Source organism: Neobacillus niacini (assembly GCF_030817595.1).
GTDB lineage: Bacteria > Bacillota > Bacilli > Bacillales > Cytobacillaceae > Neobacillus > Neobacillus niacini_G.
In genome coordinates this window covers 1,681,173-1,705,295 of the sequence record NZ_JAUSZN010000001.1, presented here as the reverse complement: position 1 = coordinate 1,705,295, position 24,123 = coordinate 1,681,173, and the positions used below count along the sequence as shown (strand labels likewise).

General features: G+C 38.9%; 23 protein-coding genes. 18 read left to right on the top strand and 5 right to left on the bottom strand.

Going from position 1 to position 24,123, the window contains the following annotated elements; translation table 11 throughout:
* The first annotated feature begins 213 nt into the window (after positions 1 to 213).
* From QFZ31_RS08555 to QFZ31_RS08540, 4 genes are all read left to right on the top strand, one after another.
* Positions 214 to 1,563, top strand: coding sequence for an aromatic ring-hydroxylating oxygenase subunit alpha (locus QFZ31_RS08555; RefSeq protein ID WP_307302447.1), 1,350 nt, complete (start codon positions 214 to 216; stop codon positions 1,561 to 1,563).
* A complete protein-coding gene (locus tag QFZ31_RS08550) occupies positions 1,560 to 2,084 on the top strand; it encodes a 3-phenylpropionate/cinnamic acid dioxygenase subunit beta (protein ID WP_307302445.1) in 525 nt (174 codons plus the stop codon). The genes QFZ31_RS08555 and QFZ31_RS08550 overlap by 4 nt, the downstream gene beginning before the upstream one ends.
* Before the next feature lie 272 nt (positions 2,085 to 2,356).
* Positions 2,357 to 2,611, top strand: coding sequence for a hypothetical protein (locus QFZ31_RS08545; RefSeq protein ID WP_307302443.1), 255 nt, complete (start codon positions 2,357 to 2,359; stop codon positions 2,609 to 2,611).
* A gap of 107 nt (positions 2,612 to 2,718) precedes the next feature.
* The gene (locus tag QFZ31_RS08540) at positions 2,719 to 3,456 is read left to right on the top strand and encodes a protein-glutamine gamma-glutamyltransferase (protein ID WP_307302441.1); all 738 of its coding nucleotides are present in this window, start codon (positions 2,719 to 2,721) and stop codon (positions 3,454 to 3,456) included.
* Between the two features lie 486 nt (positions 3,457 to 3,942).
* Here QFZ31_RS08540 and QFZ31_RS08535 read toward each other — a convergent pair whose 3' ends face one another.
* On the bottom strand, positions 3,943 to 4,104 hold the full coding sequence (locus tag QFZ31_RS08535) for a hypothetical protein (protein WP_307302440.1): 162 nt from the start codon (positions 4,102 to 4,104) through the stop codon (positions 3,943 to 3,945).
* A 260-nt stretch (positions 4,105 to 4,364) separates the two neighbouring features.
* Between QFZ31_RS08535 and QFZ31_RS08530 the strand changes: the two genes are divergently transcribed.
* From QFZ31_RS08530 to QFZ31_RS08515, 4 genes are all read left to right on the top strand, one after another.
* Complete coding sequence (locus QFZ31_RS08530; RefSeq protein WP_307302438.1) at positions 4,365 to 5,024, top strand: TetR/AcrR family transcriptional regulator; 660 nt, start codon at positions 4,365 to 4,367, stop codon at positions 5,022 to 5,024.
* 30 nt (positions 5,025 to 5,054) lie between these two features.
* Positions 5,055 to 5,795 carry a GTP pyrophosphokinase family protein gene (locus QFZ31_RS08525; RefSeq protein ID WP_307302437.1) on the top strand — a complete coding sequence of 247 codons (741 nt, stop codon included), beginning with the start codon at positions 5,055 to 5,057 and terminating at the stop codon, positions 5,793 to 5,795.
* Positions 5,796 to 5,913: 118 nt separating this feature from the next.
* Positions 5,914 to 6,231 (top strand): metal-sensitive transcriptional regulator, encoded by a 318-nt coding sequence (locus tag QFZ31_RS08520; RefSeq protein WP_179600475.1) that lies wholly within the window; start codon positions 5,914 to 5,916, stop codon positions 6,229 to 6,231.
* A 246-nt stretch (positions 6,232 to 6,477) separates the two neighbouring features.
* Positions 6,478 to 7,020 (top strand): hypothetical protein, encoded by a 543-nt coding sequence (locus tag QFZ31_RS08515; protein WP_307302435.1) that lies wholly within the window; start codon positions 6,478 to 6,480, stop codon positions 7,018 to 7,020.
* Positions 7,021 to 7,049: 29 nt separating this feature from the next.
* On the opposite strand, the gene QFZ31_RS08510 is transcribed toward QFZ31_RS08515, so the two are convergent.
* A complete protein-coding gene (locus tag QFZ31_RS08510; protein ID WP_307302433.1) occupies positions 7,050 to 9,143 on the bottom strand; it encodes a hypothetical protein in 2,094 nt (697 codons plus the stop codon).
* A 232-nt stretch (positions 9,144 to 9,375) separates the two neighbouring features.
* On the opposite strand from QFZ31_RS08510, the gene QFZ31_RS08505 reads away from it, so the two are divergent.
* Positions 9,376 to 9,870, top strand: coding sequence for a flavodoxin domain-containing protein (locus QFZ31_RS08505; protein ID WP_307302432.1), 495 nt, complete (start codon positions 9,376 to 9,378; stop codon positions 9,868 to 9,870).
* A 42-nt stretch (positions 9,871 to 9,912) separates the two neighbouring features.
* On the opposite strand, the gene QFZ31_RS08500 is transcribed toward QFZ31_RS08505, so the two are convergent.
* Complete coding sequence (locus tag QFZ31_RS08500) at positions 9,913 to 10,590, bottom strand: SOS response-associated peptidase (protein WP_307302431.1); 678 nt, start codon at positions 10,588 to 10,590, stop codon at positions 9,913 to 9,915.
* A 189-nt stretch (positions 10,591 to 10,779) separates the two neighbouring features.
* Between QFZ31_RS08500 and QFZ31_RS08495 the strand changes: the two genes are divergently transcribed.
* Complete coding sequence (locus tag QFZ31_RS08495; protein WP_307302429.1) at positions 10,780 to 11,820, top strand: ATP-grasp domain-containing protein; 1,041 nt, start codon at positions 10,780 to 10,782, stop codon at positions 11,818 to 11,820.
* A 42-nt stretch (positions 11,821 to 11,862) separates the two neighbouring features.
* On the opposite strand, the gene QFZ31_RS08490 is transcribed toward QFZ31_RS08495, so the two are convergent.
* Positions 11,863 to 13,119 carry an MFS transporter gene (locus QFZ31_RS08490; RefSeq protein ID WP_307302427.1) on the bottom strand — a complete coding sequence of 419 codons (1,257 nt, stop codon included), beginning with the start codon at positions 13,117 to 13,119 and terminating at the stop codon, positions 11,863 to 11,865.
* Positions 13,120 to 13,693: 574 nt separating this feature from the next.
* Here QFZ31_RS08490 and QFZ31_RS08485 point away from each other — a divergent pair.
* From QFZ31_RS08485 to QFZ31_RS08460, 6 genes are all read left to right on the top strand, one after another.
* Entirely contained in the window at positions 13,694 to 14,779 is a 1,086-nt protein-coding gene (locus QFZ31_RS08485) for a hypothetical protein (RefSeq protein WP_307302425.1), read from the top strand.
* Between the two features lie 74 nt (positions 14,780 to 14,853).
* Positions 14,854 to 15,960 (top strand): glycosyltransferase family 4 protein, encoded by a 1,107-nt coding sequence (locus QFZ31_RS08480; protein WP_307302424.1) that lies wholly within the window; start codon positions 14,854 to 14,856, stop codon positions 15,958 to 15,960.
* A complete protein-coding gene (locus QFZ31_RS08475; RefSeq protein ID WP_307302423.1) occupies positions 15,957 to 16,733 on the top strand; it encodes a HipA family kinase in 777 nt (258 codons plus the stop codon). The genes QFZ31_RS08480 and QFZ31_RS08475 overlap by 4 nt, the downstream gene beginning before the upstream one ends.
* 142 nt (positions 16,734 to 16,875) lie before the next feature.
* On the top strand, positions 16,876 to 17,781 hold the full coding sequence (gene galU / locus QFZ31_RS08470; protein WP_307302422.1) for a UTP--glucose-1-phosphate uridylyltransferase GalU: 906 nt from the start codon (positions 16,876 to 16,878) through the stop codon (positions 17,779 to 17,781).
* 1 nt (position 17,782) lies between these two features.
* Positions 17,783 to 19,087, top strand: coding sequence for a UDP-glucose dehydrogenase family protein (locus tag QFZ31_RS08465; RefSeq protein ID WP_307311444.1), 1,305 nt, complete (start codon positions 17,783 to 17,785; stop codon positions 19,085 to 19,087).
* A gap of 225 nt (positions 19,088 to 19,312) precedes the next feature.
* A complete protein-coding gene (locus QFZ31_RS08460; RefSeq protein ID WP_307302421.1) occupies positions 19,313 to 20,116 on the top strand; it encodes a hypothetical protein in 804 nt (267 codons plus the stop codon).
* 47 nt (positions 20,117 to 20,163) lie between these two features.
* Here the strand turns inward: QFZ31_RS08460 and QFZ31_RS08455 are convergent, their stop codons facing one another.
* Positions 20,164 to 20,574 (bottom strand): VWA-like domain-containing protein, encoded by a 411-nt coding sequence (locus QFZ31_RS08455; protein WP_307302420.1) that lies wholly within the window; start codon positions 20,572 to 20,574, stop codon positions 20,164 to 20,166.
* A gap of 169 nt (positions 20,575 to 20,743) precedes the next feature.
* On the opposite strand from QFZ31_RS08455, the gene QFZ31_RS08450 reads away from it, so the two are divergent.
* Together QFZ31_RS08450 and hutU are read left to right on the top strand one after the other, a co-directional pair.
* Positions 20,744 to 22,240, top strand: a complete 1,497-nt coding sequence (locus QFZ31_RS08450; RefSeq protein WP_307302418.1) for a helix-turn-helix domain-containing protein — start codon at positions 20,744 to 20,746, stop codon at positions 22,238 to 22,240.
* Between the two features lie 200 nt (positions 22,241 to 22,440).
* On the top strand, positions 22,441 to 24,114 hold the full coding sequence (gene hutU / locus QFZ31_RS08445) for a urocanate hydratase (protein WP_307302416.1): 1,674 nt from the start codon (positions 22,441 to 22,443) through the stop codon (positions 24,112 to 24,114).
* Positions 24,115 to 24,123: the final 9 nt, after the last annotated feature.

Genomic DNA, 24,123 nt, shown 5'->3' with positions numbered 1-24,123 from the left:
TATATGGGGTCCTTTATTTTCTCTATTAAAATAGCGAAAATAGAATAGTAAATATTCTAAATATATTAACTATTAAAAAATTATTTGATAACTTTTAACTAAGTGATAATAAAAATGAGTTAAATTACTCAAAAAATAAATATCGAATATTTTTATTGAAAATTGAAGGCGTATTCTTTTTTGAGGATAGAGTCCAAAGGAGGTAAGGTTGCAATGATTAACAAAACACTAGATGAAAAGGCATTCCACTTGTTAAAGGAAAAAATGGAACAGGGTTTATTGCCACAATGGGTAATAACGGATCCAGATATTTATGAATTGGAGATTGAGAAAATCTATGGTTATACTTGGCAATTCCTTGGACATGAAACAGAACTTAAGGAACCAGGGAGTTATATTACAAGGTGGATGGTAAACGATCCCATTCTACTTGTAAAAAACCGCAATGGTGAAATTAATGCCTTCTTAAATTCTTGCACCCACCGTGGAACGATGCTCTGTACGGCAGATCGTGGAAACAAAAAAACCTTTACGTGTCCCTATCATGGTTGGAGCTTTAATACCGACGGAGATTTAGTCGGTATTGTTGCAGGGAATAAGGTTTACGGTGAAGAAATGTGTAAAGCAGAATGGAATCTCCGCAAAGTACCTAGAGTTGAAAGCTATCAGGGAATGATCTTTGGTAACTTAGATGTGAACGCTGAACCATTGGAAGATTATTTAGGAGAAATGAAATGGTATTTTGATATATTACTAGGTAGAAGTGGTGGAATGGAAGTAAAAGGACTGCCACAACGCTGGGTCGCAAAAGCAAATTGGAAAGCAACCGCCGAAAATTTTGCTGCAGATCCTTACCATGTTCAGACTACGCACCGTTCGACTGTTGAAATGGGGATTAGCCCTGAGGACCCACTTTATGCTGGATATGGACATCAAGTGGTCTTGGAAAATGGACATGGAATTAATGTCATTACCTCGAAGACAGGGAAAGCTAGAGTTCCATTTCAAAGTATGCCAGAATCGATATGGCCATTATTTGAAGAACATTTATCTCCCAAACAATTAGATATTCAGTCTAGAGTAACGGTCTTTGTTGGTGGAGTATTTCCAAACCTTTCATTTGTAAGTCCCATTCATGGTACAGAAGGGCATTTACATAATTACTTGAATTTCCGTATGTGGAGACCACTTGGACCAGATAAAGTAGAGGTTTGGTGTTGGTTTATGATTGATAAAGCAGCTCCAGAGGAATATAAAGATGCTGCTTATAAAGGGTACCTAGGTTCATTCGGACCTTCAGGGACACTCGAGCAGGATGATACCGAAAACTGGGCAAGAATTGTCGAAGTGAGTAAAGGTCTGATGATGCGTGATAAAGAATTAAACTACAATAATGTTAATAACTATTTAATGGGGCTTGGACGCGTTGAGCCGGATGAGAATTTCCCTGGACCTGGTGTCGCTTATCCTACCACGTATTTGGATGCAATTGCTCGAAGCATGCATGAACATTGGTTAAAATATATTTCAAAAGGTTTGTTTGTAAAGGAGGAAAGTAAGTGAATTCCAAATTGAAAAACAAAATAACCACAGAACTGCAATTGGAAATTATTAATTTCCTTCATCAAGAGGCCTATCTTTTGGACAGTCGGAAATATAAAGAATGGTTAAATTTATTAACGGATGATCTGGTTTACCGCATGCCTTTACGTGAAACGGTTGAAGGTGTAGGTGCTAACAATATCGCAGAGGATTCGGCATTTTTTGAAGAAACCAAAAAGTCACTGACTACAAGGGCAAATCGCCTATATACAAAATCTGCCTGGGTTGAAAATCCCGCCACAAGACAGCGCCATTTTATCACGAATATTCTCGTAGAAAGTACAGCTAACCCGAATGAATTCAAAGTAAGAAGCTACTTCTTATTTAAGCGGAGCAGGGGTTCGAGCCATACGATCGAGGAAATGTTTGGTGAAAGAAATGATATCATTCGAAAAGTAAATGATGAATATAAAATCGCTGAACGGACCATCTACCCAGACCAAGCGGTTATAACCACTATGAATATGAGTATGTTTCTATAGTGGACCTGATGGTAAATGGGTCTTCTCGAAAAGGGCAGTTTCATTTGTAACAGGTGAAACCTTAACAATTGTCTCTAGTTCAGGTGGTAAACTGAACAATGTGCCTGTATTAATTTCAACTAGATAACCATTTAGCAGGAAAGAAACTGAATTATAGTTTCTTTCCTTTTTTATATTCGGAGAAAAAATGGGCTTTATCTCAGACTCTGTTTCGGAACGTAAGCCTCCATTTATTCGTCTAATGAATAAAAGGTACTGGAAGGGTTGAAGATATGCTATTCTTTGGGTTATTTCTTATCGGGTTGGTAATTCCGTTTTTATTAGTAAAGGTTAAACCAAGTTGGATTGTTTGGGTACCATCATTTGTGTTATTTATAGCTGCCATCGCTATTTATGGAAAGGCAGAGTTTTTTCCGGGAGAGGGAATGGCTGATTTGGCGGAGCGTCTTTACTTTATCATTTTTGGATTAACCGCGATTGGCTCGATTGTGGGTGGACTAATCGTACATTTCATCAGAAATAAATAACTTTTATTACAGTGTCAGGTCCACTAGAATGGATTCTGGCTTTTTTCTTGTTATGCATCTGCATGTAACTAGGAACAGAGTCATATGGTGTAAAAAGGAGGTATCAAATGATTAGTTTAAATGGCCGAATTGTCAAGCCTGAGGACCTTAGTAAAGACATTACAAGCACCGAGCAAAAGGTGATTATAAAACAAATGGCGAGTTACCCTGTGATTTATCACTATGAATCCATACAGCAGCTAAAGTTTGAATTATTATTCAGAGTAAATACTGTTAAAGCAGCAACGGCATTAGAGAAGAGCGGTGCCAAATTTACGACCTTCGCTTATTCCTTTCCTAACAGAAAATACTGGTATCGATTACCAAACGGAGGGTTTCTTTTACGAGAGGGAATAAACCCTTCAGAGGGAATCGAAGATATCGTGAAAAATGGGGAGCACTATGCCTTTGAATGTGCGACCGCGATTGCGATTGTTTTATATATTGCTGCCTTGTATACGATTGGACCGAGGGCATTTAATACGTATTTTAGGCGTCTATACTTAATGGATTGGCAATTTGACGAGGATCTCCCGGTTTACCAAAAAGATGGAGAGGATTTCCTCATTGGGGATGTTTTACATTTTAAAAATCCTGATTTTGACCCGAAGCAGCCGTGGTGGAGGGCAGAAAATGTAGTGTTTTTTGGGAATGATAAATTCTATGGGCATGGAATTGGAATTAGAGATTCTAAGACGATCATTAACTTTTTAAACGGTAAGAGAAAAGAAAACGCCGATGAATCTGCCTACCTTATGCGCATGATCACAAGACCAAATTATAAAACCATTATCTTGTTACGATAAAGAGTAAGGAGCTTCCATAAGGAGGCTCCTCTTATATATCAACCGTGTAGTTTTCCATCAAAATGTGCGTACAGCTGTTTACATAACAGGTGGTCCAGCTCACGCCGTTTTTCAACTTCCATTCTCACATCTAATTTACGTTTATAGACTTCATAACAAACTCCATGTGCACTCAGCAGACCTTTTTCCATTTCATTTGTATACTTCAATTTCAAATAATGGATAATGAATCCCTCCGGTTTTTGCCGTTCATTTCGGCTTATTGTTAATGCAGTACTAATGATAACACTCCAGATTTTTCCTTACAAAGTCGAAAAAAAGCCATATCTAGCTGTCAGCTTTGCTGACATGGATACTCGTGAATATAACTCACAGGTTCTTAAAATAGGAGCCATATCCTTCCATTATGAGCTTGTAATGTAATTTTCCCTACAAAAGAAAGCCCATTGCATAGTCTGCAATGGGCTTTCTGGATGTAATTCTTCTTTAATTCATAGATTTATCTAACATGAAATCAGCTTTTGGTAAAGTAATAATCTTACCGCCAATTTGCACGTGTACGGTATCGTTGAAAATGGCTTTTACAATTCCCTTTAGTGAAACACTTGAGTTGATTGAGATATCTTTTTTATCAGAATGATTTGCCATATTAATCAACACCTTCCAAAGTTAATTATAGAATATTATATATGAATAAAAACAAAAAAAGCGAGTAAAAAGTCTCGAAAATACAAAAAATAAATAATTTGTTCATGTTATTTACAACCAATGCCAAGGGGTGTGAACAAGGGTGAAAATAACATGAACTATAGTTCAAGTATTACATGATTAAGAGATTCTGTCAATGGAAACATGAACTAGGGTTCAATATTTATGTTTTGTGGTATAATAATGTTGAGGTGAGAAAAATGTCAGACCGAGAAGACCAACTGGTGGGTGAGTTTCCATTAATGCCTAAGCAGGAACGTGCCCAACTAAAGAGGGATTTGCTGCTAAAAAGTGGTTATGAATTATTTATTTTAAAAGGATATGAACATACAACGGCAAAGGAAATAGCAGCAAATGCAGGGGTAGCAACCGGTACTTTTTATCGGTACTTTTCGGATAAACGACAGCTATTAATGTCTCTGTTAGAAGACCAAATCGAGATGTTAATGCCACCTGAACCAAAATGGGGTGTATCTGATCCGGAAAGCACATTGACTTCCCTCTTAGAAGCACATGATAAACGGATTAAGGAAATGGGAATGCAGCGGGTACTTCCAGAATTACTGGCTAAGGATACAGAATTTGCTGAGGTATTAGCAGCGGCAAAACGAAAAATTTTTACTAGAATTCTTTCAGGATTAACAAAGGCATATGCGAAGGGGTTAACTTGGAAAGATTTGGATCTAAACACAGTAACATGGTCGCTGATGACATTGGCCGAGCATGCACCTGAAAAAGTGAAACAATGTGGGATTGTGACAGATTATCGTGAAGTCGCAAAAGTGATTTGCCGCTTAATTTTTCCACCAGAAGTGATCAAAAATTTACAATCAGAAGAATCTACAGTAGAAGAAGAGTAAGGATTTTTTGAAAGGATGTAATCGCCGGGAATGGAAAAGACCCTTGATTTAAATAATTTGAAAGCAATTAAAATTGAACTGACTCGGTTTATGATGGCCTATAAATTTGCCCTCGATGAAATGACGACAAAAATTAATATACTTAAAGATGAATTTAATTATATTCATGATTATAACCCAATAGAACACATAAATTCACGATTAAAATCACCTGAAAGTATTTTTAGAAAAGTACAGAGAAAGCAATGTGACTTTACATTAGAAAGTATAAAAACAACTATTAAGGACATAGCCGGAATTAGGATTACCTGCTCATTTATTTCCGATATTTATGAAATAAGCGGGATGATTACCAATCAAAAAGATATTCGAATTATAGAATATAAGGATTATATAAAAAATCCAAAACCAAATGGTTATCAAAGTCTGCATATGATTGTGGAGATTCCGATCTTTATGTCCGACCGTGAGGAGCAAATCATGGTTGAGATTCAAATCCGTACCATTGCGATGGATTTCTGGGCAAGCTTAGAACATAAAATTTATTATAAATACAATAAAGAAATTCCGCAGAAGATGCTTGATGAATTAAAAGAAAGTGCTGATATGGCTGCACATTTGGATCGGAAAATGGAAGGTATTCATAAAGAAATTGCAAAAATGAAGAGAGCAGAAGAGGCTGAAGATACATTTATCCTTCCGTTTGGAAGCGGGAGTAACAAACTTAAACTTTTAGAAACGTTTATGGAAAATCAACTGGGGATTAAGTAGCAGAAAGCCTATTTTATAAATAGGCATCTTTCGTATATCGCTTTAGGGTACGGGGGTATGATATAATAATTAAAAATGAGGTGATGGAATGTCTTTTGACCATGAATATGAGGAAGAAATGAATGATGATTCCTGCTGTGCGGCTCCAGGCAGCCACCGTAAAAGCCATCATTCTGATAAGGTGAAGAGTAACCTTGTTACAAGGCTCAATCGAATTGAAGGTCAAATTCGCGGAATTAAAGGAATGATCGAAAAGGACACCTATTGTGATGATGTGATTACGCAAATTTCCGCGACGCAATCTGCATTGAATAGTGTTGCAAAACTCTTGCTAGAAGGTCATCTGAAAACGTGTGTAATTGAGAGAATACAAGAAGGGGACAATGAGGTTTTAGACGAGGTCCTCGTAACCATTCAAAAATTAATGAAGAAATAGTAGAGCCTAAGTCGTACTTTTTGTACGTCTTTTTTTATTCCTATTAAAGTACTTTGCTAGAAGGAATAAGAAAATAGTATGAAGAATATTATAGTTATAATATTCTGAAAACTATAAGGGGTGAGGAATATAAATGCCACGAAAATTATTCTAATGGTATTTGCTGGACTTATACTTTCTTTTAGTGTTTACACGTATACAGTTTTTTACGGCACTCCTTGGGGAAAACATGAGCATGAAACAAATATGAAGAGATACATTTCTGAAAAATATCAGTCTGATTTTATTGTAACTAAAATTAGCTATAATTTTTTAAGTGAAACGTACCAGGGATATGCCTATCCTAAAGAGTACCCAAACCTCTTATTTATTATTAAGCAAGATAAAGATGCCCCTCTTGGCTATTCCGATAATTATCCAAAAGTTATGTGGGATAGTGAATTAGCAGCCAATCTTAAAGCACAAATAAAAGAACTCTTTCCAGATCTAAATGGAGGATTGTTTAAAGCACTACAAATTAAGGACAAAGGGGAATTCTTTGGTCCGAATATTCCTGCCTATCAAGAAGCAAACGTTTCGATTTTCTCCACCTCCATTCCTATTGATATAAAAGCAAATTGGACACAAGTAAATCAACAAAACGAAATACTAAAAATGAAAAAGCTTAGTCAATTTTTAAAGGAGGAGGATTTTCCTGTACTAATGGAAGTAAGATATTACGAAAACGAGATGAATGAACAGGCGAAGGTCTTTTTTATAACGGACAAGGGAAAAATCTTTGAAAAATAGTGCTGCCACTTATCGTGGAGCACTATTTTTCATGGTTGTAACAATTTGTGATGATGATTCAGTAGATTGTTGTTTAATGATCTTCTTCTAATCTTGAGTAAGCCGAGGTTATTATTGGTTTCCATAATCGAATGATTTTCTAATGTTTGATAATTTACGATATCCTTCCAAAAATAGCTGTTTGAGTTATTCCCTTTACTGACTTCTTTAATGAAATAGGAAGGAGTGCAAACACGATGAATTTCGTTGTTTTTTCTTTTTATAGCATTCAGGGCCATTATTTGTTTCATTAAAATACCCCATAAACCACCGAAGCTCATATTTTTCAATGGAGAACTTGTAAATTGGTTAATTGTTAGTTTTTGCCCATTTTTAAAGGAAACAGCAGCTTTAACAGCAGAGGCATAATGAACATCTCCTGATAAAATAATACACCTGCTCGGTTTCCAAGCTGCCACCTGATTGAGAAATTCAGTAAACCCTTTTCCATTATACTTCCACGCTTCAAAATCAAACCTAGTATTCACATTTACTCCCAATACTCTTAACGGATAAATATAATCATGTAAAAACGTTTCAATAAGACCCATTCCATAAAGGGGTGTTGCCGAAACGATGATTAAAGGGCTGCCGCTTTTCCATCCGTTATCAAACAGAGTGCTGGTTACACGCTCCCAGCCTTTTTGACTAATCAGTTGCGGAGCCCAGATAGATTCCTCGATAAGTTGCCCAAATTTCTCCGGTCTTGGTTCCATGTTGTATTCCCTTTGTGTCCGTGTGTCCAGGAAGAGTGCTTTTGGATTTGTCGGAGCAACAAAATGCCAAGTATCAAAGTTCCATAGGGTGTCTTTCCATTCTTCTTGATACGTCATGATTTTTCCGATACTCAGCATTTTAAAATAAGTTTTCATCAACCATAGGAATTTTTCATCATAGGATTGTGGCGCATTACCCCATCCTTGAAAAGCCCAATAAGCAGATAATCCATTGGCGATTACATGACTTCCTAAGGCTGAGTTTCTAACATTTTCCTTCCACTTAAAGGATAGATTCCAATCATCGGTAATATCATGGTCATCGAACATCATGTAGGTGGGTACGTTTGCAAGAAGTCGTCGTATACGATGAAGAGAGTGCTGAAAAGATATCATTGCCTCCTGCTGCTCAGTAAAACGATTCGTTAGCCGAAGCTCTTCGTTTTTGTTTTCCTTTGCATATCGCTCCTCTTTTGGGAACACAAAATACATCTGATTTTTCTTGACACAGTCATCGTAGTGTTCAATGAGAGCATATTCTTGGGCAGTTTCCCATAGCTGCGGGCTCCATGCGAGCAGATACATTGCGGCATACTCTCCGAATGTCATCAGGTGGTTGCTTGCATGGGAAGAAGTAAAATGGCAAAAATTCTCCATAATATATTGCCGGCCGTTGATTTGGTTCAATGCTGTTTGGAAAGGCGCATGTTTTAGCCTCTCATCGATTAATTCGAGGGGCTCTCTCGCACCGATTAATTCTTCGCTTAGTTTAGAAATTACAGGAATCAATGGGTCGGCAACATCATCTGCATAGATTTGGTCTCCCATCAGAAATAATGTGCTTGGACGAACGAGCAAATTATGATATTCCTTTTCTAGCAATAGGTCCGCAGTGGAGAGTGTATCTTCATCATCTCCATGAGGTTTCCGACATGAGCCATAAAGGACATTGGAGTGTTCTGAAGAGCTGTTGAGGAAAAGGGTAGGATAGTCAAGGCTGCCGTAGGTGATGGAATCTGGATCATTCTTTGATAGTAGTCCTAGGGATTTTAGGTCTTGAAGTTCAGAGCCTCGTTTAAAATGGATATTGTATCCGAGTAACGTATCGGTTGGGAAAGTATCCTGATGAGGGGAGAGTTGTATCAAATGAATAAAAAGTTGTTTACCCATTCGAATCGTATTGGTCTCACATTTTGCTTGGATAACATCATAATCAAAAGAATGAGAAGCCTTATCTAAAGTGATACGATAAATCTTCGCATGAATTCGGCAGCTTTTACTTGTCGCAATCCAAATTGTTATTTGACTAGGTTCTGCTCTTCGAACGATTGGTCCAGATAAGATCATTGGCAGGGTAATGGAATTCATTTTATCACCTCTGATCATATATTTGTTCTAACTATTTTATTCCAATTCTTAGAATTTGGTGTGACCACTTAGATTTGCTTGTGAAGGAAGTTGAATTGTAGAAATATTGCCAATATTTTTTCGGGATATTGATTAATGCTGCTTTATAATGATAGTAAGACAACAAAAAGTCGACAGTATAACTTTCGTTCGTAAACGATGTAATAATTTTCCATGGAGGGTAGGATGATTTATGAAGACATTGATTGTTTATTGCTCATCTCATGGCACAACAGAAAAAGCTGTCCAAATGGTGAGTGAATGGATGGAAGGAGAAGTCCTGGCAGTTGATTTGAAACGGGATAAGATTACTTTTGATGTACGCGATTATGACTTCGTAATCATCGGAGGCTCGATCCATGCCGGAAGTATACAAGGGAAAATAAAGCATTTTATCGGTAAGCATTTTGAAGAGCTGTTAACAAAGAAATTGGGTCTATTCCTTTGCTGCTGGCACGATGGAGAAACAGCCCTTGAACAATTTGACAAGGCATTCCCTGAGGAATTGAGAAAAATATCAATCGCTAATGGGATTTTTGGCGGAGAATTCCTTGTCAGTAAAATGAACTTTATTGAAAGGCAAATTGTGAAGAAGGTTAGTGGTGTTTCAGTGGACACATCGAATTTAGATACGACTGCCATCATGTCCTTTGTCATGAAAATTAATACAACCCTTTCACTTGTATAATAAATGCCTGACCCATTTTTATGGGTCAGGCATTTTGTGATATTAACAGATTTTTTGTATCAGTTCTATGGAATTATTTTTTGGTGAATTAACCAGCGGGCTCACTTCATAAGCTTCCATTAAAGTATGATCGAACGGTTTAAGCAATGGGTTGAGCTTAGTAGTGTCAGTAATAGAAGGATCAAGCCAGTACTTTTCATCTTCTGGTTTTAATATTACTGGCATCCGGTCGTGAATATCATGCACTAGCTCATTAGGACTGGTGGTTATTACAGAGCATGAGTAGATAGATTTTCCCTCAGGCGATTTCCAGTTCTCCCAAAGACCAGCCATTGAAAATAATTCATTCGATTTAAGTTTTATCCGCATTGGAATTTTGGTTTTACTATCAAGCCTCTTCCATTCATAAAAACTATCAGCCACAATCAAGCATCGTTTTTTCTTATAAGCATTTCGAAAGCTAGGTTTGTCTGTTAAGGTCTCGGCACGTGCATTAATCATTTTATAACCAATCGACATATCCTTCGCCCACGGCGGAATTAACCCCCAGCGTAAAAACCCCATCTTATTACGAGCACCATCATTAATCACAGCTAACACCGACTGAGAAGGAGCCACATTATAACTAGGATTATATTCCTCCTCCTGAAGAAAAAACTCAATATCAAACCGGTCAATCAACTGATCAACCGTTGCAGTCAACGTAAACCTTCCGCACATCCCTAACACCCTCCTTTGTGGAGCAGCCATTTAGTTGGTGCCCCTTTTGGTGCCTCTTTTGGTGCCTGTCACCATTTATACATTTTACCCCAATTTATTCATAGTTACAGCCAGTAAAATGTATAAAATGTAGTTTATTGGCGAATAATGGGTAAAGTTTTTAGAATTTCAACGAGAAAGAGGTAACGTATGAGGATTTGGTTTAATAGGTGGTTTACGACGGTTACACATTTTATGGAGCTGATTCGTTCGAATGATGAGGGGCGCAGGTTTGAAATATTTGGCACGCATTCAAATATGGACGCTCTCTATTTGCAGTATTGTGATTATGCCTTTACAGAACCCACCGTATCTGGTGAGGAATATATTGAGTTTTGTCTTGCGTTTTGTCGGAAGCATAAGATTGATATTTTCATTCCAAGGAAAGGAAATGTCTTGATTTCAAAAAGGCTTGCTGATTTTGAAAAAATTGGTGTCAAAGTGCTGGTATGTCCAGATTCTGATTTAATGGAAACATTGGATAATAAAGCAGCAGCCTATCACTCTATCCTGCAGAAGGAAGAAAATGGGGCTGAACTTGTAGCAATACCGGATTTTTACGTCGTCAATAATATTAATGATTTCAAATTAGCTTATGAAAGTTTACGGGCCAAAGGGCACACAGTTTGTTTTAAACCCGTTGTTGGTGAAGGCGCCACTGGTTTTCGCATTATTGAAGATAAAATAGAAAGTATTGACCAGCTTTTTAGGAGGGCGAGCAGCCGCCGCCTCCCGTATCACTATGCCTGTGAAATCTTAAGTCAGCAAGAGGTTTTCCCAGATTTAATGGTGTTAGAGTATTTAGACGGTCCCGAATTCAGTATTGACTGTGTTGCATCGACAGAGCAGTTGTATGCCGCAATTCCAAGGATGAAAGGGGAGGGGAGAATAAGAGAAATCATTGATCATCATGAGCTTATTCAGCTGGCACATAGGTTTCACCAGCATTATCATATACCGTACCTCTTTAATATCCAGGTGAAATATAATCAAGGTGTACCTAAGCTGCTTGAAATTAATCCGCGAATGAGCGGAGGAATGCATTTTAGCTGCTTAACAGGTCTTAACCTTCCATACCTGGGAATTAAACTTTTACTGGGTGAAGAAATCGGCAGGTTGAAACCAAAATTTGGTATTCGAGCAAGTCACCTAGAGAAGGAAATGATTCTTGATAAAGACCTTTTTGCATGACATCAAACAACGCCTTGGGGATTCCCAAGGCGTTGTTTCGTTTTATCGGATTTTCTCATTCGTTTCCGGCACGCGCAGTAAAACAGCACCACCTAGGATAAATAATATAACTAAGCTAAATACGCCAGCGTTTGTATTACCAGTGAGTTGGGCGGTGAAACCGACTAAGGCTGGCCCAAGGATTGAGGCGAATTTATAAAAAATATTATAGAATCCAAAAAACTCATTTGCATTTTCCTTTGGTACCAGCTTTGCAAAATACGAACGGCTGAGAGCCTGAATCCCACCTTGGGAAGAACCAACAAGCATGGCTAAAATCCAGAAATCTAAGGTGGTTTTCATGAAATAAGCATAGATACAGATAATGATATAAATAAATATCCCCACCAGTAACATTCTTTTACCTGTGAATTTATCCGCTAATTTACCATACAAAATGGCAAATGGAGCAGCGATGACTTGAGTAGCAAACAGTATAATTAATAAATTTGTGGAAGAAATCCCAAGGTCCGTTCCATATGCAGTAGACATGGTAATAATCGTATGGACTCCATCAATATAAAAGAAATAAGCGATAAGGAATAAAAATAAAGGACGGTAAGCTTTAATTCGTTTAAGTGTTTGAAAAACCTTTTTAAAGCTGGTAGAAATCGGATTTGCCACCCGCTCGATGTAATAGACTTGTTGAACATTTTTTAACATTGGTATCGTAAAGGTTCCCCACCATATTGCTGTAATTGCAAAGGCTATTTGTGTGGAAACAGTTACAGACAAAGGGAGAATCCCTTGTTGTGATAATAGAATAAGAGCGATGCCGATGATAAAAGGAATAGTACTTCCGATATAGCCCATTGCAAACCCACGGGCAGATATCTTATTCATCCGTTCTTCACTCGTCACATCGACAAGAAAGGCGTCATAAAAGATATTGGCTCCTCCAAAACCAATGACGGTAATAACATAACAGATTAAGAGGATCAGCCATTGATTGCTTGGGACAACCGCCAGCAGTGCAGTAAAGGCAATCCCTAGAATGACAAAAAAGGTAAATAATCGCTTTTTTAAGCCTCTAAAATCACCGATGGTTCCTAAAATCGGTGCACAAATGGAAACAAGCAGTGTTCCAAAGGAATTCGCATAACCCAAATAGGCAGTAGAGGTAGAACCAGCAAGACCTGCACCATTTGCAGCTGCTTTAAAATATAAAGGAAAAATAGCTGTTGTAATTAAGATGGAGTAAGCAGAATTCGCCCAATCGTAAAAAATCCAGCTCTTTTCTTGCTTCGACAAACGACTCATAAAGTACCCCCCTATTTGTTGTCACCAAAAATGTGAAAAGCTCCTGGTATTCTTTCCGTCTGTATCATCAAAATTCACACCTCGTTTACATAAATATATGCTGACCCATCACCTTTTACTTTAGCTCTTCCAATTATTTCTCCATGATAGCACTGATGGAAAAGAGATTGAGTCGATGAAATAGCATATTTTGGTATCTATCATAATTGTACAATAAATAGAGGGTGTTATTGTTATATTTTTCAATCGTTTTCGTAAAAAAGGCGGCTTCTTTTGGAAAGCTCTTTCTTAAAGATTATAGAATTATGCCTTTTGTACTTCTGTGGGCATGGTCAGGTGGGCGTTGCCATTTGATAATTGTTCTCGCTGATGGATTCTTTTAAGCCTAGCCAGTGCCATCATTAATATTTTCTATTTTATAGACATGTGCCTTTACACTTTATGACCTAATTGAATCTATTATATCAGGCAGTATTTCTGTGGTCCTTTAATTAGACAAGCAGGGACCAATAATGCTGCCAAGATATTAATTAAATCAGCGGCAAACTTAAAAAGGAAGGAGGTAAGGGAATTTATGTATACTCAAAATTTAGAACAATGGATGAAAAACATTAAAGTGACAAATATGGTAAATGCAGATGTGGAAGTAGTAAATAATTCACCATTAGTAATGATGGGAAAAGGACGGCAAGGTGCAGTATTCCAAATAACGGATGACATTTGTGTGAAGGTATTTGGGAATACAGAGGATTGCGAGCGCGAATATTACGCTTTATCTCTTGGGCAGCATACCACACTATTTCCAAAGCTCTATGAAAAAGGTCCACTCTATATTGTGATGGAAATTATCCGGGGAGTTGATTTACGTGAATATTTACAATCCCAGCCTTTAACTAAGTCACTTTCTGCAAGATTAATTATAATGCTTATCACATTTAAAAAAATTGGGTATGAGAGAATTGACCATCATAAACGGCAAATTTATCTTCAGCCGGACGGCAGTCTTAAGGTAATTGACGTAGCGAGAACCATTTGGCGTGATCGTGTCTATCCATATCCACGTAAATTATTGACTTCTCTAGGGGAGGAAAATAAAGCAATCTTTCTGTCACATGTACAAGAAATGGCCCCGGAATTATATGCGGAATGGCTTCACTATATTCGTTTGGAGGAAATATCCAGACAAATAACGGCGTTACTTCTCCCGGAGGAACCGGATAAGAATAAGATCAAAGATCTTAGTAACACCCTGTTGACAACGGCAGATGAGAAGAACTATGTGACCAAGCTGCAAGGATTAGTTCACAAGGTTTTCAAGGAAGAATGGGTGAAAACAATGCTTGCAAGAGGCGTGGATCCAGAAGCAGTCATGGCCAAAATCGATGAGCATTGGGACCAACTAGAACAAAACTTTGCTGAAAGGCACCCTGAGGGCGACAGTTACTATGGCGGTGTTACGCGTTTTGAAGGTGATCGACACGCTAGAGGTGATCGTGAACACCGTGGAGGAAAACACTTCGAGGGAGATAGAGGTCGACGCAGTAAAGGCGCTAAAGGTGGTAGAGGAGGCAGTCACTTCGCAGGAGATAGATACGAGAGCCGAGACCGCCGTGATGGCAAGCGAGACAAGAAGAAAGACAAGGATAAAAAAGGACGTTAAGCCCTTATAAGGGTTGAACAAAAAGAGACCTAACAAGGCTGAGGAGGAGCCCAATTAAAACGAGGGGAACCATTATGAAAATATTAATAATCTGGCGTCTGCTTACCGTTGGCGGGGTGAATGCCGGCTGGCGTAATCGCTCAATTTATTTTAAAAAGCATGGAATTGATACAGAGTTTTTGTATACGACCGATCATGGCGGACTTCATATTATGGAAGATGTAGCTCCCGTATATTTAACAAAGGATGAACGAGAGATTATCAAAATTATTCAAAACAACCACTATGACGCCATCATTGTCGTTGACACGGGTGCGGCTTTTAAATGGATTAGGAAAGCAAATTTTCGAGGACCCGTATTGGTAGAGGCACGCACCCCGGAACTTATTAAGCTACGGCCGCATTTAAAATCATTTAGAGGAATAAAGCCGGAGGCAATCATTGTTCCATCAGATTATCAAAAACGATTAGTTTCTATCCTAACTGACGGGATTCCGATACATGTTATTTACAACGGTATTGATACATCCTTTTATCGTGCATTGTCGTGTGAAGAGATAAATTTTGATAGTGATCCAATCCTTCCAAACGGAAAGAAAATAATCGGCTGGATTGGCAGATTGGACAAACGTAAAAACTGGCAAATGCTATTGGAAGTAGCAAAACTTATGAAAGGTCAACGTGATGATATTGAATTTTGGGTTATCGGGGGTGCTCAAAGTGTGCAGAGGGAGGAATTCGCAGCCAAATGGCAGGAGGAGCAGCTAACAGACATAGTCAAATGGTTTCCGGTGATACCCTATCAGCAAATGCCGCATGTTTATGCGAAAATTCGCCAATCAGGCGGCTGTACGCTTGCCACTACGAAGACGGAATCGTTTGGAAATACCTTTATTGAGTCGATGATATGCGGGGTACCTGTAGTGGCATCGAATATGATGCCGGTCACAGAATTGGTCCTCCACGGTGAACACGGACTGCTTTTTCGTGGACAAAACGTAGAAGATGCAGTGAATCAGCTATCGGTTATTTTGGATGATCCCAGCCTTCATGAACGAATGTCAAAGGCAGCAATCGAACGCGTCCATGAAAAATTTGCGATAGAGGTCGTGGCAGAACAATATGTCCATCTTTTGAAAAAAATAGGCAGAATCCACTCCAATGAGGTGAATGGAGAATGATTAAACCTGTTGCATACAAGAAAACATTAGAAGGAAAATCGAATGCTCACTTAATAACATTTAATGATGGTCGGGACTATGTCGTGAAGTATTTCCAGCCTGGATTTGAAAAAACGCTTGCCAACGAATGGGTCGGCTATTGCCTTGCACGCTACCTAGGACTGCCAATACCTTTCGCACAATTAGTTGAAATCCCCCAGGAGTTTTCCTCACAGTACCCTGAACTCTCTCAAATGATGCACACACAGTTTCAATTTGCAAGTCTTTACGTGCCAGACTGTTTTGATGGACATCAAGTGACCGAAGTTCCAGCTATTACAAACAAAGAAAATCTAGCAGGTATTATTTTATTTGATTACTGGCTGTGCAATCGTGATCGAACACGGAAAAATATCATTCTATGCGACGACACACCATACTCCTATCGTTTGCGGATCATCGATCATGCCGAAGTGTTCGCTTCCTATAACTGGACACTGCAGGATATTGAAACACTGCCGATAACGATTCTAAAGAGTACAACCCATCAAATTATGGCCTGTTTTATCGAGAATGAGCAGGAGTTTTACGAGCAGCTAGAAATCATTCAAACGCTGCCCATTCATTTAATAGAAGAAATTGTAGCAGTTATTCCTGAAGATTGGCAGGTTACGAGTGAAGAAAGAAAAGCGATTGTTACTACACTGCACACACGCCGTAAAAGAATACTCAAAAAATTGATGGAAAGGTTTATTAAACGTGTTTATCGGCCGATACATGAACAAGAAGAATGACTCCCTTGGCTATCTTTATGAAGGGAGTTTTATTTTATAGAAAATGTCCTTTTAAAAAAACGATTTTAATAGGTTACTAACGTGACCGGAGGTTGTCCCTCTGCATATAAAGGATAAAGGGGAAAAGGAAAGGAGGCAGCATATGAAAATCCGTAAGGCCATTATACCAGCAGCTGGCCTCGGTACTCGATTTTTGCCAGCAACGAAAGCACAGCCAAAAGAAATGCTGCCGATTGTTGATAAGCCAACCATTCAATATATCGTTGAAGAAGCCGTCGCTTCCGGTATTGAGGAAATTATCATCATCATCGGCAGAGGAAAAAGGTCCATCGAGGATCATTTCGATAAATCGTATGAACTAGAGGATACACTTTTTAAAAAGAACAAACTTGATATGTTAGCAGATGTTCAAAAGATATCAAACTTAGTAAATATCGTTTATGTCCGTCAAAAAGAGCCGAAAGGGCTGGGACATGCTATTCTTTGTGCGAAAAGCGTCATTGGTGACGAACCATTCGCGGTTTTACTTGGAGATGATATCGTCATGTCGGATATTCCCTGCCTAAAGCAGGTCATAGATGTTTTTGAATATTACAATAGTTCCGTTGTTGCCGTACAGACGGTAAAAGATGAAGATGTCAGCAAATATGGAATTATTAAACCAAAAGGAACGATGATTGAGTCGGATTTATTCCATATTGATTCGTTAATAGAGAAGCCAAGTATAGAAGAGGCACCCTCAAGATATGCAATTATGGGTCGTTATGTTCTCAGTCCGAAGATTTTTGAGATTTTGGAGAGAATTCCAATGGGTCGAGGAGACGAATTACAACTGACTGATGCGATCAATGAACTAAATAAACTTCAGGCCGTCTTTGCCTATAACTTTGACGGCAGCCGCTATGATATCGGAGATAAAATTGGTTTTATAAAGGCAACGATTGATTTCGCATTAAGCCGCGAGGATATTAGAGAATCAGTGTTAGCCTATTTGCAAGAAGTTACTAGGAAAGAAACCTTTGAAAATAGTAAGAGAGAGATTGATTGATATGAACATTGCTGTTTTAGGTACAGGCTATGTAGGGCTGTCAACAGGAGTTTGTTTATCACAAATCGGCCATCATGTGACATGCATCGATATTAATGAACAAAAGATTAACCAATTACTTCAGGGAATTTCTCCTATTTATGAACCTGGTCTTGAAGATTTACTAACTGCGAATATGGGAGCAGGCAGGCTGCATTTTACCACCTCTCTAAGTGAGGCGTTAGCTAATGCAGAAATCATTGTGGTTGCGGTTGGTACACCTCAGGGTGATGACGGGGCAGCAGACCTTTCTTATTTGGTACAAGCTGCGAAAGATCTATCTGCCTATATTACGCGTGATACCATTGTAGTGATTAAGAGTACGGTGCCAGTCGGTACGAATGATTTTGTAAAAAAAATGATCGAAGACCAATGTGGGTTTCCGGTGAAAATGGTTTCGAATCCAGAGTTTCTCCGGCAGGGATCTGCGATTGAGGATACGATGAAGGCGGACCGAATTATTATTGGTTCGGAAAATGCTGAGGCATCAGGGAAAATTAGGGACATGTATCAGCCATTAAATGTGCCTGTGATTTTAACAAGTACAAGAAGTGCTGAAATGATAAAATATGCCTCCAATGCGTTTCTAGCTACGAAGATTAGTTATATCAATGAAATAGCCAATTTATGCGAAGCAGTTGGAGCAGATGTCACCGATGTTGCTAAAGGAATGGGGAAAGATAAAAGGATCGGCGAAGCATTTTTGAATGCTGGTATTGGGTACGGTGGCTCTTGTTTTCCAAAAGATGTCAAAGCCTTGCTCCATACCGCCGGATTAAATGGAGTAGAATTTCCGCTATTAAAAGAAACCATTGCCATTAATGAATATCAACGAAAATTGTTGGTAACAAAGGCGGTAAAACGGTTTGGCGGATTAAAAGGGAAGAAAATTGCGATGCTTGGACTAGCATTTAAACCAGAGACAGATGATATGAGAGAAGCACCGTCCATTCCAATTTCAGAAGCATTAACAGTATTAGGTGCAGAAGTCGTCGCCTATGATCCAGTTGCTGCTGACAACGCAAGAAAAGTTATTGGTGATAAAATTAAGTATGCCGGATCCATTGATGAAGCGATTTTCGAAGCAGACGCTGTGTTCATTTTAACCGAGTGGAACGAGATCAAAAATTTGGATGTAGCGAAGATGGTAGGAAAAATGAAAGAACCAATCATCTTTGACGGCAGAAACTGTCTTTCAGAAGAGAAAATTCGAGCATGCAGCTCAGTAGAATACTACCCAATTGGAAAACCACCGATCATCATCTAACCAACAGGCATGAATTTTGCTGACAGTCTTGACTGCAAAATTCATGCCTAAGCTTTTTTCATTAGCAGAAAACTTTGATACAATAAAAAAGGTATCAACACAAAATACATATAGAAATCAAATGGTGAGAAAAGTGTCCACTGGATACGGACATTTGTACATTAGTGGTGCCTGTCACCAATGTGGGCTGTCACCAATGTGAGCAAAATAGAGAGGTGTGATTATATGGCTATTGAGCATGAGCAGTTAGAGCGGAGTGGTTTGACTCGGTATGTTGCTCCGAAGGGGGATTTTATTGGGTTTCGTGATGATGATCATTATAAGGAGAAATTGAAGGAGTGGGGGCTTTCTTCTGCGAAGGAGGCAAAGCGGGAGTTTCTGTTTAAGGAACGGAATTACCAGCGTGTCGTGACGATTAAGGGGTATGAAACCTATGGGAAGTCAGACGAGTTTAACACACTTGTGATTGAGTTCCAAGATGGAAATCTGTGCTGCATCCACCCTGCTTTTCTAAAGGAAATGCAGGCTTCAAGTTTTGGTAAGGAGAGTATGCTGCAGGTAGAAGAGAAGGATTATAGTACGGCAGAGCAGGGTACAGAGACCCAAGGGCAGGAAGAAAAACCAGAGCCAAAACTGGAAGAAAAAACTGAACCGCAAAAGCCTAAAGCTGCCAAACCGAAAAAAGAAAAAGCACCAAAAATTGAGCTGCCAGCAGATAAAGTTCACTTTACGGCAAGTGTTAAACAGTTCGCTCTTACCTACAATCCATTTAATGAAGAAAATGATGAAGTGGTTGTACTGGAAAATGTGGTCATCGTCGAAGAACCACCGATTGAACTTGGGCTTGCATGGTGCAGTCACAGTAAAACGCTAAAGAAGTCCGAACTGCAGCCAGGTGACAAGCTTGAATTCGACGGGAAGGTCGCTAAGAAGAAATTGGCAAAAGGGAAAGATGTAGAAGAAGAGTTCATCGTTGACACTGCAGTCCAATACAAAGTCAACAATCCATCAAAAATAGTGAAAAGCTAATGTAAGGAACTCCTCAACATGCTTGTGAGGAGTTCTTATTTTGGGTTCTATACCACTTTCATTACCTTTCCAAATGGTGCTTTCGGAACAAATTCAGTCGGCACAAGCCAGTATACCTCATAAGGTACCTGCATGTCCTCAGGCAAAAAGCCAGTTAAGTCGGTGATGTAGAATACAGTTTCTATCTTTTCTTCTTCCGCCCATTCCAAGGCAAGGGTATAGGAAGCTTTACCATGTGTGTGATATTTGATTTCAGTTCCCTCCGTAATCGGATCTGTACTACGGATTTTAAAATCAGCCTGAACAAGTGTGGTTTCCGGAGTTAGTTCTTTGAAAAAAGTTACAATATTTGCAATGAGGTCAATTTTCGTTTCATTTGTTGAGGTGTCAACAATTAAAGCAAGTTTTTTACCTTGGCGGTCCTGTATGATTTTAAGCAAATTTTTGTGCCATTTCATGTCTTGATTTTCCCCTCTCGTCAATAGTCACAAAAATTATTATGCTCATAATGAACCTATGAATTCGATTTAAATTATTGCATTTCATGAATAAGAAAGTAAACGAATAATATTTGTAGATTGCCACATTGAATATATACTTTTATTATATTAGTAGCACTATTTTTAGATGGGGGGGAATATCATAGAAGGAAAATGGCTGATTGCGGAACGTGATTTAAATGAACGAGAAGGATTAAAATGGCTGTTAAAAACATCCTCCATCCCTGTAACAAAGATTCTACTAGCCTCTAACTTTCAGGATTTTATTGTAACATTTGAAAAAGAAACGCCGGATATCATCCTTTTAGAACTCGATATGGTTAGCAGTGACAATTGGTCTAGCTTCCGAGAACTAATGCAGATTTACCAGCCTATTTTGCTGTTAACCAGTGCAGAGGCAACCTTTGAAAAAGCACGAATGGCGATTGACCTTCAAGCTTTAGAATTGATGATCAAACCGTTTTCTGCCACAAAGGTAAAATCTGCTTATCAAAAAGCGACGAAAGGACTTGATAAAAAACATGATTCTAAAAAGAAACCCGTTGCTCAAGTGTATTACGACTCAACCTATGAGTCGCTGTTTATTTCCAATTCAGAAGTTTTAGAAGACTATATCATCGCGGCTTTTAAAGTCGAAAATAGTGAAAAAATTGGAATGTTATATTCCTTCTTATCAGACTACCCTTTCAAAGAACTTCATGGTATTTTCCCTTTAAGTGATAGGGTTGTTCTTTTGTTTAAAGAATCTTGCCAAAATAGTAAAGAGCAATGTCAAAAGGCGATGAGAAGGTGGGAAGAGGAATTTTCCGACCCGCTTGCTATTTTAATCAGGAATGAAAAATCACCACACATTAGTCTCAATGAAAAGTTTCTAGAAACGCAGAAAATGATGGAGTTTACCTATTATCACGGTTATCGGCAAATAATTGAGTTTGAGAATACAGCAGACTGGGTACATATCGACCCTTTTTTGGCTCCTCCGGAACAAAGGGCATGGTTGGACATGCTCGCAAATCATGACATTGAAGGTATAAAAACATGGTTATATGATCAATTTCTCCGATTAGAAAATCCTTATCCTGATCCTGGATTGGTAAGAATTAGACTTACAAGTATTCTGGCACAAATTAGACGATTCATGAAGACCTATGATTTAGATGAACAGCAAAGCTACGAAAACGAGTATCGATATATATTCCATTCGATTTTGTATGATAGTGTTCTCTATCGGTCCGTACAAAATCTAATCTTGTTTATTCAAAAGATATTTTTAGGTGTTGATTCCAGCCAACAGATGGTTAAACAGGATCCAATTGAACGCGGTATTTCCTATATTGAGTCTCATTTTACAAACCAAGAACTAAAGCTAGAAGATGTGGCAAAATACGTCGATAGGAATTCATCCTATTTCAGTCATTTGCTGATTTCAAAAACTGGCCGAAGCTTTACGGAAATCCTGACAGGGATAAGAATAAAAGAAGCGAAAAGATACCTGCTTGAGACCAGCAAGCCAGTAAAGGAAATTTCACACTTAATTGGTTATCATAATCCGAACTACTTTAGCAGAACGTTTAAGGAAATAGTCGGAGTATCACCGAGAGAATTTCGGATGAATAAGGGATAAGAAGATAAGATTCAGTGACAGGCTGAATCTTATTTTTTATAAAAAATTTACTATTTCCTAAAAATAGTGAAGTTTTAGGCTAAAAATAAACGAGTTATACAAATAAATAATGCTACTTTTCTAAGGAATGATTTGTATTTTTCAGAAGATTTTATTTTTATAATAAAGGAGAGATAAAAGGACATAGAGGAGTGAATAGGATGGAAGCGAGTACAGCAAAATCAAGAGTGATTAAGAATTATAAAGGAACAAATCTACATGCAAAAGGCTGGATTCAAGAGGCTGCACTTCGGATGCTAATGAACAATCTTGACCAAGAAGTAGCTGAGCGCCCAGAGGATTTAGTGGTATATGGAGGAATTGGTAAGGCTGCACGGAACTGGGAAGCTTATGACGCGATTGTCAAATCACTGCTTGAACTAGAAAACGATGAAACACTGTTAATTCAGTCTGGTAAACCTGTAGCAATTTTTAAATCACATAAGGACGCACCCCGGGTATTGCTGGCAAACTCCAATTTAGTACCGGCTTGGGCGAACTGGGAGCATTTCCACGAGTTAGATAAAAAGGGATTAATGATGTATGGACAAATGACAGCAGGCAGTTGGATTTATATTGGAACGCAGGGAATTGTCCAAGGAACTTATGAAACGTTTGCGGAGCTTGCTCGCCAGGAATTCAGCGGGTCTTTAAAGCATACGATTACTTTAACTGCCGGACTTGGCGGAATGGGTGGAGCTCAGCCGCTAGCGGTAACGATGAATGATGGTGTTTGTCTAGCCATTGATGTTGATGAAACAAGAATTGATCGCCGGATTGAAACCGCTTACCTTGATGTAAAAACGAGCGATTTAGAAGAGGCTATTAATCTAGCACAGGAAGCAAAGAAAGCCGGAAAGCCTCTCTCAATTGGTCTTATTGGAAACGCTGCTGAAATTTTACCAATAATGATCGAAAAAGGGTTTAATCCGGATGTGTTAACAGACCAAACATCTGCCCACGACCCGTTAAATGGTTATGTGCCTGTAGGCTTTAGTCTAGAAGAGGCAGCCACTCTTAGAAAAGAAAATCCTTCTAAGTATGTAAAACTATCAAAGCAAAGCATGGCAATCCACGTAAAAGCGATGCTGACCATGCAGCAAAAAGGGGCCATAACCTTTGATTATGGTAACAACATTCGTCAGGTGGCGAAGGATGAGGGAGTAGACAATGCCTTTGACTTTCCAGGCTTTGTACCAGCATATATCCGTCCGTTATTCTGTGAAGGAAAAGGACCTTTCCGCTGGGCGGCATTGTCGGGGGACCCTGAGGATATTCGAAAAATTGATGAAGTCCTGCTTCGTGAATTCAAGGATGATGAGCACCTTTGTAAATGGGTGAGAATGGCTCAGGAAAAAATCAGCTTCCAAGGGCTTCCTGCTCGTATATGTTGGCTTGGATACGGTGATCGTGCCCGCTTAGGAAAAATCATTAATGATCTTGTAGCCTCAGGTGAAGTATCGGCGCCGATTGTTATTGGCCGTGACCACTTAGATGCAGGCTCTGTTGCGTCTCCTAACCGGGAAACAGAAGGAATGAAGGATGGAAGCGACGCTGTTTCTGACTGGCCAATTCTCAATGCCATGATCAATGCAGTCGGAGGTGCCAGCTGGGTTTCACTTCACCATGGCGGCGGAGTAGGAATGGGTTATTCTCAACATTCCGGAATGGTCATAGTTGCAGACGGTACGAAGGATGCAGAAGTCCGTTTACAACGAGTATTAACAACAGACCCTGGGATGGGTGTGGTCCGTCATGCCGACGCAGGCTATGAACTAGCAATTAAGACAGCAAAGGAAAAAGGCATCAAAATGCCAATGCTGAAACAAGACTAAAGAGGTGGT

What these genes read in the sequence shown, in the direction of transcription:
- QFZ31_RS08490 (WP_307302427.1), bottom strand. Translation starts at nt 13,119, where the DNA reads ATGAGTCGTTTGTCGAAGCAAGAAAAGAGCTGGATTTTTTACGATTGG.
- QFZ31_RS08475 (WP_307302423.1), top strand. Translation starts at nt 15,957, where the DNA reads ATGATTAAACCTGTTGCATACAAGAAAACATTAGAAGGAAAATCGAAT.
- QFZ31_RS08535 (WP_307302440.1), bottom strand. Translation starts at nt 4,104, where the DNA reads ATGGCAAATCATTCTGATAAAAAAGATATCTCAATCAACTCAAGTGTT.
- QFZ31_RS08510 (WP_307302433.1), bottom strand. Translation starts at nt 9,143, where the DNA reads ATGAATTCCATTACCCTGCCAATGATCTTATCTGGACCAATCGTTCGA.
- QFZ31_RS08530 (WP_307302438.1), top strand. Translation starts at nt 4,365, where the DNA reads ATGTCAGACCGAGAAGACCAACTGGTGGGTGAGTTTCCATTAATGCCT.
- QFZ31_RS08465 (WP_307311444.1), top strand. Translation starts at nt 17,783, where the DNA reads ATGAACATTGCTGTTTTAGGTACAGGCTATGTAGGGCTGTCAACAGGA.
- QFZ31_RS08455 (WP_307302420.1), bottom strand. Translation starts at nt 20,574, where the DNA reads ATGAAATGGCACAAAAATTTGCTTAAAATCATACAGGACCGCCAAGGT.
- QFZ31_RS08515 (WP_307302435.1), top strand. Translation starts at nt 6,478, where the DNA reads ATGAAGAGATACATTTCTGAAAAATATCAGTCTGATTTTATTGTAACT.
- hutU (WP_307302416.1), top strand. Translation starts at nt 22,441, where the DNA reads ATGGAAGCGAGTACAGCAAAATCAAGAGTGATTAAGAATTATAAAGGA.
- QFZ31_RS08525 (WP_307302437.1), top strand. Translation starts at nt 5,055, where the DNA reads ATGGAAAAGACCCTTGATTTAAATAATTTGAAAGCAATTAAAATTGAA.
- QFZ31_RS08495 (WP_307302429.1), top strand. Translation starts at nt 10,780, where the DNA reads ATGAGGATTTGGTTTAATAGGTGGTTTACGACGGTTACACATTTTATG.
- QFZ31_RS08505 (WP_307302432.1), top strand. Translation starts at nt 9,376, where the DNA reads ATGAAGACATTGATTGTTTATTGCTCATCTCATGGCACAACAGAAAAA.
- QFZ31_RS08500 (WP_307302431.1), bottom strand. Translation starts at nt 10,590, where the DNA reads ATGTGCGGAAGGTTTACGTTGACTGCAACGGTTGATCAGTTGATTGAC.
- galU (WP_307302422.1), top strand. Translation starts at nt 16,876, where the DNA reads ATGAAAATCCGTAAGGCCATTATACCAGCAGCTGGCCTCGGTACTCGA.
- QFZ31_RS08485 (WP_307302425.1), top strand. Translation starts at nt 13,694, where the DNA reads ATGTATACTCAAAATTTAGAACAATGGATGAAAAACATTAAAGTGACA.
- QFZ31_RS08480 (WP_307302424.1), top strand. Translation starts at nt 14,854, where the DNA reads ATGAAAATATTAATAATCTGGCGTCTGCTTACCGTTGGCGGGGTGAAT.
- QFZ31_RS08450 (WP_307302418.1), top strand. Translation starts at nt 20,744, where the DNA reads ATGGGGGGGAATATCATAGAAGGAAAATGGCTGATTGCGGAACGTGAT.
- QFZ31_RS08540 (WP_307302441.1), top strand. Translation starts at nt 2,719, where the DNA reads ATGATTAGTTTAAATGGCCGAATTGTCAAGCCTGAGGACCTTAGTAAA.
- QFZ31_RS08545 (WP_307302443.1), top strand. Translation starts at nt 2,357, where the DNA reads ATGCTATTCTTTGGGTTATTTCTTATCGGGTTGGTAATTCCGTTTTTA.
- QFZ31_RS08520 (WP_179600475.1), top strand. Translation starts at nt 5,914, where the DNA reads ATGAATGATGATTCCTGCTGTGCGGCTCCAGGCAGCCACCGTAAAAGC.
- QFZ31_RS08555 (WP_307302447.1), top strand. Translation starts at nt 214, where the DNA reads ATGATTAACAAAACACTAGATGAAAAGGCATTCCACTTGTTAAAGGAA.
- QFZ31_RS08460 (WP_307302421.1), top strand. Translation starts at nt 19,313, where the DNA reads ATGGCTATTGAGCATGAGCAGTTAGAGCGGAGTGGTTTGACTCGGTAT.